Here is a 9,480-nt window from a genome sequence, read left to right on the forward strand (position 1 = left end):
CCGGTGGGGTGATCACCCCACCGGACGCAGCACCATGGGCCGTTTCATGGGGTGGCCGGGGTCAGCCAGCCTGGGCAACGTCTGCTGCAGGCACGGCGACGGTCTCGCGCGTGGGCTCCGGCTCGGGCACCGCCCTCGCCGGACGGGGGCGCAGCACGACAGCCGCGACGAGCAGTGCCACGAGGGTGAAGCTCGCCGACGTGAGGAACGCCGGCTCGACGCCCGGCACGAACTGGCCGGGGACCGCGCGGGACGCGTAGACGCTGACGATGGCGGCGAGACCGATGGCGCCGCCGAGCTGCTGGGCGGTCTGGAGCAGACCCGACACCGTGCCGGCCTGGGCACGGTCGACGCCGCCGAGGACGACGACCGTCACCGGCATGAAGACGAGCGCTGCGGAGATGCCGTTGAGCACGAGCGCGCCGAGGAGGTGCGCGGCATACGTGCTCGTCGTCGACAGGGTGCTCAGCCACAGGAAGCTGGCCGTGAGCCCGAGCGTGCCGACGAGCAGCATCGGGCGCGGGCCGACCTTGGCCACGAGGCGCGCGCTGACGCGGGACGTCGCGAAGATCGCGAGGCTGAGCGGGAGGAACGCAGCGCCGGTCGCGACCGGGCTGAAGCCGAGAACGAGCTGGAGGTACTGCGTCACGAGGAAGAACGTCGAGAACTGCGCGCCGACGACGAGCGCCATGAGCACGAGCGCTCCCCCACGGGTGCGGTTGCGGACGAGCGCGAGCGGCAGGAGGGGCGAGGCGACGCGGCTCTCGGTGCGCACGAAGAGGGCGAGCAGTGCCAGGCCGACCGCGAACGACGCGATCGTGAGCGGAGCGCCCCAGCCGCGGTCCGCGGCACTGATGAAGCCATGCACGAGCGCCACGGACCCGAGCGTCGCGCTGACGGCGCCGACGACGTCGAAGCGGCCCCGGACCCGCGGGGTCTCGGTGACGAAGCGCCGGGCCAGGACGAGCACGACGGCGCCGATCGGCACGTTGACGAAGAGCGTCCAGTGCCAGCTCACGTAGTCGGTGAGGACGCCGCCGAGGAGCAGGCCGATGGACGCCCCGGCCGAGGACACGGCCGTGAAGAGGGCGAGCCCACGGTTGCGTGCGGCGTCGTTCGGGGCGCTCGTCGTGACGAGGGCCAGGACGCTGGGGGCGGCGAGCGCGGCCCCGGCGCCCTGCAGGGTGCGCGCGGCGATGAGCCAGGCCGGCGTGGTGGCGAGGCCGCCGAGGAGGCTCGCGACGGTGAAGATCGCGAGGCCGATCTCGAAGCTGCGCAGGCGCCCGAAGACGTCCCCGAGGCGGCCGCCGAGAAGCAGCAGGCCGCCGAAGGCGAGGGTGTAGGCGTTGAGCACCCAGGAGAGGCCAGCGGCCGAGAAACCGAGGTCGGTCTGGATGTGCGGGAGCGCGACGTTCACGACGGTGGCGTCGAGCACGAGCATGAGCTGGGCGACGAGGACGACGCCGAGGCCGATCGCGCTCCGGCGGGCGGCGCGGTCCGTGGGGTCGGTACCGGCGGGTTGTCGGGTGGTTCGGGAGGTGGGGGTGGTGCGCGTGGTTCGGGTGGCGGTGGTCGACATCTCTGACCTCAGGATTCGTGGTGCTGGGACTGGTGGTCCCCGGACGGGGTGGGCGACGTCTCGGCGGTGAGCGGGTCGCGGGTCATGGGGACGAAGGCCGTGGCTCGGGTGCGCGTGGCACCGGAGCCCCTGGCGGCACCGGTCTGCTCGCGGCGCTGGACGAGCGGGGCGCGGTGCGTGGTGGCCAGGTGCGAGCGGTGGACGCGAAGGGCCTGTCGGGTGGGGCGGATCGTGGTTGTCATGGTTGCCGGACTCCTCTGTGACGACGGTCGGCGCTACGATTAGCGGAGAACCACTCCGGTTCTGCCTGACCCACAATACGGAGACTGTCTCCGTTTTAGCAAGGGAGTTTCTCGTGACGCCTGCCGAAACCGGCAAGGCGACGCTCGATCCGTCGCCGGAATCCGTTGCCGCCCAAGAGGACTCGGCAAGCGGACCAGCCCAGGACAACACCGAGAAATCTCCCCGCCCGATGCGCGCCGACGCCAAACGCAACTACGACAAGATCCTGGCGACCGCCCGCATCGTCTTCACCGAACGGGGCACCGACTCCTCGCTCGACGAGATCGCCAAGCGGGCCGGGGTCGGTCCGGGCACGCTCTACCGCCACTTCCCCACCCGCGAGGCCCTCGTCGACGCCCTGATGCAGGACTGGACCGACCGGGTCGCCGCCGATGCCGACGCCGCGATCGCCACCGGACTGCCGGCGCGCGAGATGCTGCTCGGCTGGTTCGAGCACTTCATCGACCACATCACGCTGCACCGCGGCGCGGCGAGCAAGATCTGCGCCGCCATGGACGACCCCGCCTCACCGATGTATCGCAAGTGCCGCGTCATGAGCGACGCCAACCGTCGGGTCATCGACCACCTCGACGCGGACGGCGACCTGCGTCCCGGCATCGACGCCGCGAACGTGATGCGGCTCGTGAGCGGTGTCGCGAGCGTGGCGGACACGAGCCGCACCGAGCTCGACGTGCGCCCCATGCTCGAGGTCGTCGTCGACGGGATTGTTCGCGACTGACCCGTGGTTGCACGGGCATGACCGTCGACCTGCGCATCTTCACCGAGCCCCAACAGGGCGCCACCTACGACGACCTGCTCGCCGTCGCGCGAGCCGTCGAGGACCTCGGCTTCAGCGGGTTCTTCCGCTCGGACCACTACCTCCACATGGGCGGGGACGGCGGGGCTGGCCCCACCGACGCCTGGACGACCCTCGCCGGCCTGGCCCGTGAGACCTCGACGATCCGGCTCGGCACGCTCGTCAGCTCGGCGACCTTCCGCCTGCCCGGGCCGCTCGCGGTCCAGGTCGCGGGCGTCGACCAGATGAGTGGTGGACGCGTCGAGCTGGGACTCGGCGCTGGCTGGTTCGAGGCCGAGCACACGGCATACGGCATCCCGTTCCCGCCGCTCGGCGAGCGGTTCGACCGGCTCGAGGAGCAGCTCGCCCTCATCACCGGGCTGTGGGGCACTCCGGCGGGAGAGACGTTCAGCCACAAGGGAACCCACCACTCCGTCGCCGACTCCCCCGCGCTGGCCAAGCCGGTCCAGGAGGGTGGCGTGCCGATCATCATCGGTGGCGGCGGGAAACGGCGGACGCCCACCCTCGCCGCACGGTATGCCGCTGAGTTCAACGCGGCGTTCACGTCGGCCCCTGAGTCCGGCCGGCTCTTCGGACGGGTCCGGGACATCGCGCGCGAGATCGGCCGCGACCCCGACTCGCTGACCTACTCGGCCGCCCAGGTCGTCTGCGTCGGCAAGGACGACGCGACCCTGCGACGCCGCGCCGAGGCCATCGGCCGTGACGTCGACGAGCTGCGCGCGAACGGCCTGGCCGGCTCGGCCGACGAGGTCGTCGACAAGATCGCGGAGTTCCAGGCGGTCGGCACCGAGCGGGTCTACCTGCAGGTGCTCGACCTCTCCGACCTCGACCACCTCGCCGACATCGCCGAGGGCGTGCTGCGCCAGGTCGCCTGAGCGCGTCGGCCGGCACCCACCGCGGACGGATCGCTCTCTCGATCGGAGCTCGTGACCCCCGAAACCCGTTCGGGAGAGCAATCCGTCCGGACTGCAGCTGCGGCCCGATTTGGTATGCATAGGTTATCTATGTAAGTTGGTGCGAGTGACCGAACCGACCACCCTGGGCAACGAGCTGCTGCGCTCGGCCGCACGGCTGTCGCGCTGGGCCAGTCGGCACGCGTCCTTCGACGTCCCCTTCGCCCAGGCCCGCCTGCTCGCCCTCCTCGACGAGCTCGGGCCCTCGCGGGTCAGCGTCCTCGCGGCCGCCGATCACAGCAGCCAGCCGACGATCACCACCCAGCTCCAGCGCCTCGAGGCGTCGGGCTGGGTCCATCGCGGATCCGACCCCGACGACGCGCGCGCCACGGTGATCTCCCTCAGCACGGAGGGCCACGCGGCGCTCGAGAACGTCCGCCGGGCCCGACTGGCCGTCCTGTCCCCCGCCCTCGACCAGCTCGACGGTCCGGCGCTCGCCCGCGTCCAGGTCGCCATCGACGTCATGAACGAGCTGCTCGACGCCGCGGCGGACACCCCCGCTCCCCACCCCACCCGAAAGGACGGATGACCACCACCATGTGGCGCCAACCCAAGACCGTATGGTCGATCGCGTTCGCCTGCGTGATCTCCTTCATGGGCATCGGCCTCGTCGACCCCATCCTCAAGCCCATCGCCGACGAGCTCGGCGCCGGGCCCTCACAGGTCTCGCTGCTCTTCACCAGCTATCTCGCCGTCATGGGCATCGCCATGCTCGGGACCGGCTGGGTCAGCAGCCGCGTCGGTGCCAAGCGCACCCTGCTGCTCGGCCTCGCGCTCATCATCATGGGCGCCGCCCTCGCCGGCAGCCAGGACACCGTCGGCGGGATCGTCGCCTTCCGCGCCCTGTGGGGCCTCGGCAACGCCCTGTTCATCGCGACCGCCCTCGCCACGATCGTCAACGCCGCATCCGGCTCGGTGAAGCAGGCGATCATCCTCTACGAGGCCGCTCTGGGTGTCGGCATCGCGACCGGCCCGCTGCTCGGCGGCTGGCTCGGTGGCATCTCGTGGCGCTGGCCCTTCTACGGCGTCGCGGTCCTCATGGCGGTCGCCTTCATTGCGACCCTGACGACGCTGCCCAAGACCCCGCCGGCCGAGACGCCGACCTCGATCTCGGCGCCGCTGCGTGCCCTCGGCCACCGCGGTCTGCTCACCGTCGGCATCACGGCCCTGCTCTACAACTTCGGCTTCTTCACGCTGCTCGCGTTCACGCCGTTCCCGCTCGCCATGGGAGCACACCAGATCGGGTTCATCTTCTTCGGATGGGGCGTCCTGCTCGCCATCACGTCCGTCTTCGTCGCCCCGATGATCCAGCGTCGGTTCGGCACCCTGGCCGGCATCGTCGGCGCGCTCCTCGGGTTCGCCGTGATCCTCGCGGCCATGGCCGTCTGGACCGAGAACAAGACCGTCCTCGTCATCGGAGTCATCCTCGCCGGCGCCTTCCTCGGTGTGAACAACACGCTCATCACCGAGACCGTCATGAAGGTCGCACCCGTCGAGCGCGGGGTGGCCTCGGCCGCCTACTCCTTCGTCCGTTTCAGCGGCGGCGCCATCGCCCCGTGGCTGGCCGGCAACCTCGGGGAGAAGTCGATCCACCTGCCGTTCTGGGTGGGTTCCGGCGCCGTCGTGCTCGGCGTGCTCGTGCTCCTCACGGCACGCGGCATCATCAGCGCGCTCGACGAGGCCCCCGGCCACGGCGCCGAGGCCGTCACCTCACGAGTGGAGGCCGAGGCCCTCACCGTCGGCGACGCCTGACGCGCCCCCTCAACCGTCGAGAGGCCACGTGTGGCCGCCTCGGCGCAGTCGAGAGGCCAGACTTCGTCGCGAAGTCTGGCCTTTCGTCGTTCAACCGAGGAGATCGTCGACGCCGACGTCACCGCGTCGGCGGCGGCCGCCCCGAATGTCGTAGGACTCGAGGAGCAGCTCCGCCAGCTCGCGCCGGTCGAGCCGGTCGAGGTGCGCCCACAGCGTCACGCGGAAGCGGAAGGTGTCGATGTGCACGAAGACGTCGCGGCGGCCGGCGAGCGCTTCCTCGGTGTCCATCTCGCCGGTCCACACCTGCACGAGCTCGTCCCCGTCGTCACCGCAGCGCAGGCGAGCGAACGTATGCCGTCCGGCGCGCCACGCGGCCGACCCGTCGTGGGCGACCGCCCGCTCGGCGCCCGGCAGGCGTCTGGCCAGTTCGTCCACATCGGCCCACGTCGCCATCGCTCCTCCTAGCGAGCAGGCTAGACCGACCCGACCACACGTGGCCTCTCGAGGTGTCAGCGGCGGCCACACGTGGCCTCTCGACGTGTCGGCGGCGGCCACACGTGGCCTCTCGACGGTTGAGGGAGTGCCGGGAGTCGGGGGTCGGGGGTCGGGGATCGGGGGTCGGGGGTCGGGGGTCGTTCGTGGGCGGGGCGGGTGTCAGTGGAAGGTGACGGACTCGCCGGCCTGCATGGCGGCATACGCGTCGGGGTCGGCCTCGAGGGCGGCGCGCCGCGCCCTGCGCCGGTAGCGCAGCACCTGCACGACGCCGAGCGCCCACACGGGGTACTGCACCGTCATCGCGGCCCGGAACGAGTCGACGCCCCACGTCGACGGACCGGCCGGCGACACCCGGTCGAGGACGACGCCGACGAGGGCCACCGCCGTCAGCGTCGCGATGAAGCCGCCGGTGTTGACGATGCCCGACGCGCTGCCGATGCGGGTCGGCGGGTTGAACGTCCGCGCGAGGTCGAAGCCGATCATCGAGCCCGGGCCGCCGATGGCGATGAGCACCACGAGGACGACGAGCATCCACAACGGGGCACGGCCCGGCCAGAGCAGGACGACGGTCCAGGCCGCGATCGCCGCAGCGACGATCCACAGCACCATCGTGCTGCGGGAGAACGGGTAGCGCATGGTCAGCGTGCCGATGACCGGGCTCGAGACCACCGAGGTGACGACCATGACCATGAGCATGACGCTGGCCGTCGCCGGCGAGAGCCCTTGTCCCGCAACGAGGAACGGGAAGCCCCACAGCATCGTGAACATGTTGGCGGCGAACTGCGACGTGAAGTGCGACCACAGTCCGAGTCGGGTCCCCGGCACGAGCCACGCGGCCCGCAGCGTGCGGGCGATCGCCCGGAGCCGGAGCTCGTCGCGGTGGTGGTCGGTGTAGGGGCTGTCCTTGACGACGACCACGAGCGCGACCCCGCTGAGGACGCCCACCGACGCCGCGACGGCATACGACGGCGTCCACCCGAAGCGGGCGAGCGCGGCTGCCAGCGGTCCGGCCGCGGCGAGCGCGCCGAGCTGTCCGAGGACGCCGGTCAGCTGGGTCACCATCGGCGTGCGTCGCGGCGAGAACCACAGGGCGACGAGGCGCAGCACCGAGATGAAGACCATCGCGTCGCCCATCCCGAGCAGCACGCGGCACAGCAGGGCGGCCTCGAAGGAGTGGACGAACGCGAAACCGAGCTGCGCGACCGTCAGCAGCGAGAGACCGAAGCCGAGCAGTTGCTTGGAGCCGTAGCGGTCGAGCAGCGCCCCGACCGGCAGCTGCATAGCCGCATAGACGAAGAGCTGCAGGATGGTGAAGGTCGACAGCTGCGAGCTGCTGATGCCGAAGCGGTCGGCGGCATCGAGCCCGGCCACGCCGAGCGACGTGCGGTGGAAGACGGCCAGGACGTAGACGGAGATGGCCGCCGCCCAGACCGCCCAGGCACGGCGGCCGTCGAGGGTGTAGCGCTGCCCCGGCAGGGCCGGCTGGGTCGTTCTCGTCATCCGGTGAGTCGTGCTCCTCAGTTCGCGCCGGTCATCGGGATGCTCTTCGCGGGGGCCTTGGGCACGCAGTCGACGATCGCCTTGGCGACCGTCTTGCTCATGTCGGGCTGGAAGACGCTGGGGATGATGTAGTTCGGGTTGAGCTGCTCGTCGGTGACGACGGACGCGATCGCGTCGGCCGCCCTGATGAGCATCTCCGTCGTCACGTCGGTCGCGCGGGCGTCGAGCAGCCCGCGGAACACACCGGGGAACGCGAGGACGTTGTTGATCTGGTTGGGGTAGTCGCTGCGGCCCGAGGCGACGACCGTCGCGCGCTGCGTCGCCTCGTAGATGTCGACCTCCGGGTCGGGGTTGGCGAGCGCGAAGACGATGCGCTTGTCGGCCATCTCGTTGATCCACTCGGGCTCGAGGATGCGGGGGGCGCTGACGCCGATGAAGACGTCGGCGCCCTGGAGGCCGTCGCGGAGGGTGCCGGTGAGGCCACGCGGGTTGGTCTTGGCGGCGAGCTCGCGCCACGCCGGGGTGAGCGACTCGTCGTCCTTGTTGAGCAGGCCGGGGCGGTCCGAGACGGTGACGTCGACCGCACCGGCGGCCAGCAGCAGCTGGACGATCGCCGAGCCGGCCGCGCCGCCGCCGGACACGACGACCTTGGCCTCGGGCAGCGGCTTGTCGATGATGCGCAGCGCGTTCTTCAGGGCCGCGAGCACGACGATGGCGGTGCCGTGCTGGTCGTCGTGGAAGACCGGGATCGAGAGGCGCTCGCGCAGCTTGGCCTCGACCTCGAAGCAGCGCGGCGCGGCGATGTCCTCGAGGTTGATGCCGCCGAAGCCCGGGGCGATGAGCTCGACGGTGCGCACGATCTCGTCGACGTCGGTCGTGTCGATGCAGATCGGCCACGCGTCGATGTCGGCGAAGCGCTTGAAGAGGGCGGCCTTGCCCTCCATGACCGGCAGCGCCGCCATGGGGCCGATGTTGCCGAGGCCGAGCACGGCCGAGCCGTCCGTCACGACGGCGACCGAGTTGCCCTTGATCGTCAGCTTCGGCACGTCCTCCGGATGCTCGGCGAGTGCCTGGCTGACCCGGCCGACGCCGGGCGTGTAGGCCATCGCGAGGTCCTGGCGGTTGCGCAGGTTGACCTTGGACTCGACGGAGATCTTGCCGCCGAGGTGCATGAGGAAGACGCGGTCGGAGACCTTGTGGACGCGGACGCCCTCGAGGGTCTCGACGGCGTCGACGACCTCGTTCGAGTGCTCGGCGTTGCTCGCCGAGCAGGTGAGGTCGATGACGAGCCGGTCCGGGTGGGAGTCGACGATGTCGAGCGCCGTCGTGATGCCGCCGCTCTCGGCGACCTTGACGGCGAGGGCCCCGATGACCGCCGGGTCGGTGCCGGCGTGGATCCGCATCGTGATCGAGTAGGAGGCGGTGGTGGCACGGGCACGTTGGATCGACTCAGTCACGCCCCCCATCGTCCCACGATCCGGGAATTGCCCCGGACGTCGTCCGAGGACCGATCAGTAACATTTGTCCGCTCCCTCGCCGGGACGTCGACGACCGACGGCGTATGCCGTCCCGCGCCGTCTCGAGAACGTCACCCGAGAACGTCACCCGAGGACGTCACCCGAGCGCTCGTGCACGTTGCGCCGCGAGGGCGGGCACCCGGCATACGACAATGGGCCGGTGACGACACACGGGACGCCGCCCGCGACGACGCCCGGCCGGGCGGGGCTGACCCGTCCCGAGGGGCTGACGACCGCGGAGGTGGCCGAGCGGGTCTCGCGCGGGGCCGTCAACCAGCTGACCGAGCGCACGTCGCGCTCGATCGGCGAGATCGTCCGCGCCAACGTGCTGACGCGGTTCAACGCGATCCTCGGCGCGCTCTTCGCCCTCGTCATGGTCACGGGATCCTTCGCCGATGGGCTCTTCGGGATCGTCCTCGTCGTCAACTCGGCCATCGGCATCGTGCAGGAGTACCTTGCGAAGCGGAAGCTCGACCGGTTGGCGCTGCTCAATGCCCCGACCACGCGGGTCGTGCGCGACGGCGGGGTGCGCGTCGTGCCCACGACGGAGGTCGTGCAGGACGACCTCATCGAGCTTCRCACCGG

9 protein-coding genes and 1 pseudogene are annotated in these 9,480 nt (G+C 71.1%); 5 read left to right on the plus strand and 5 right to left on the minus strand.

Going from position 1 to position 9,480, the window contains the following annotated elements:
• Nucleotides 1-61: 61 nt before the first annotated feature.
• Together AC1DP0_RS12525 and AC1DP0_RS12530 are read right to left on the minus strand one after the other, a co-directional pair.
• Complete coding sequence (locus AC1DP0_RS12525; protein ID WP_478084887.1) at nucleotides 62-1,579, minus strand: MFS transporter; 1,518 nt, start codon at nucleotides 1,577-1,579, stop codon at nucleotides 62-64.
• 8 nt (nucleotides 1,580-1,587) lie between these two features.
• On the minus strand, nucleotides 1,588-1,821 hold the full coding sequence (locus tag AC1DP0_RS12530) for a hypothetical protein (RefSeq protein ID WP_478084888.1): 234 nt from the start codon (nucleotides 1,819-1,821) through the stop codon (nucleotides 1,588-1,590).
• 113 nt (nucleotides 1,822-1,934) lie between these two features.
• On the opposite strand from AC1DP0_RS12530, the gene AC1DP0_RS12535 reads away from it, so the two are divergent.
• The 4 genes from AC1DP0_RS12535 to AC1DP0_RS12550 all read left to right on the plus strand — a co-directional run bounded on the left by AC1DP0_RS12535 (nucleotide 1,935) and on the right by AC1DP0_RS12550 (nucleotide 5,383).
• A complete protein-coding gene (locus tag AC1DP0_RS12535) occupies nucleotides 1,935-2,600 on the plus strand; it encodes a TetR/AcrR family transcriptional regulator (RefSeq protein ID WP_478084889.1) in 666 nt (221 codons plus the stop codon).
• Nucleotides 2,601-2,617: 17 nt separating this feature from the next.
• The gene (locus AC1DP0_RS12540; protein ID WP_478084890.1) at nucleotides 2,618-3,553 is read left to right on the plus strand and encodes an LLM class F420-dependent oxidoreductase; all 936 of its coding nucleotides are present in this window, start codon (nucleotides 2,618-2,620) and stop codon (nucleotides 3,551-3,553) included.
• A gap of 145 nt (nucleotides 3,554-3,698) precedes the next feature.
• Complete coding sequence (locus tag AC1DP0_RS12545; protein WP_478084891.1) at nucleotides 3,699-4,160, plus strand: MarR family winged helix-turn-helix transcriptional regulator; 462 nt, start codon at nucleotides 3,699-3,701, stop codon at nucleotides 4,158-4,160.
• Nucleotides 4,157-5,383 carry an MFS transporter gene (locus AC1DP0_RS12550; protein ID WP_478084892.1) on the plus strand — a complete coding sequence of 409 codons (1,227 nt, stop codon included), beginning with the start codon at nucleotides 4,157-4,159 and terminating at the stop codon, nucleotides 5,381-5,383. Before AC1DP0_RS12545 ends, AC1DP0_RS12550 begins: the two co-directional genes overlap by 4 nt.
• A gap of 90 nt (nucleotides 5,384-5,473) precedes the next feature.
• On the opposite strand, the gene AC1DP0_RS12555 is transcribed toward AC1DP0_RS12550, so the two are convergent.
• From AC1DP0_RS12555 to AC1DP0_RS12565, 3 genes are all read right to left on the minus strand, one after another.
• A complete protein-coding gene (locus tag AC1DP0_RS12555; RefSeq protein WP_478084893.1) occupies nucleotides 5,474-5,836 on the minus strand; it encodes an MmcQ/YjbR family DNA-binding protein in 363 nt (120 codons plus the stop codon).
• A 201-nt stretch (nucleotides 5,837-6,037) separates the two neighbouring features.
• Complete coding sequence (locus AC1DP0_RS12560; RefSeq protein WP_478084894.1) at nucleotides 6,038-7,378, minus strand: MFS transporter; 1,341 nt, start codon at nucleotides 7,376-7,378, stop codon at nucleotides 6,038-6,040.
• A 17-nt stretch (nucleotides 7,379-7,395) separates the two neighbouring features.
• Nucleotides 7,396-8,844 carry an NAD-dependent malic enzyme gene (locus AC1DP0_RS12565; RefSeq protein ID WP_478084895.1) on the minus strand — a complete coding sequence of 483 codons (1,449 nt, stop codon included), beginning with the start codon at nucleotides 8,842-8,844 and terminating at the stop codon, nucleotides 7,396-7,398.
• A gap of 211 nt (nucleotides 8,845-9,055) precedes the next feature.
• Here AC1DP0_RS12565 and AC1DP0_RS12570 point away from each other — a divergent pair.
• Nucleotides 9,056-9,480: pseudogene (locus AC1DP0_RS12570) on the plus strand (ATPase); the annotation flags it as partial.

The sequence above is a fragment of the Terrabacter sp. P5_B1 genome (assembly GCF_056400505.1).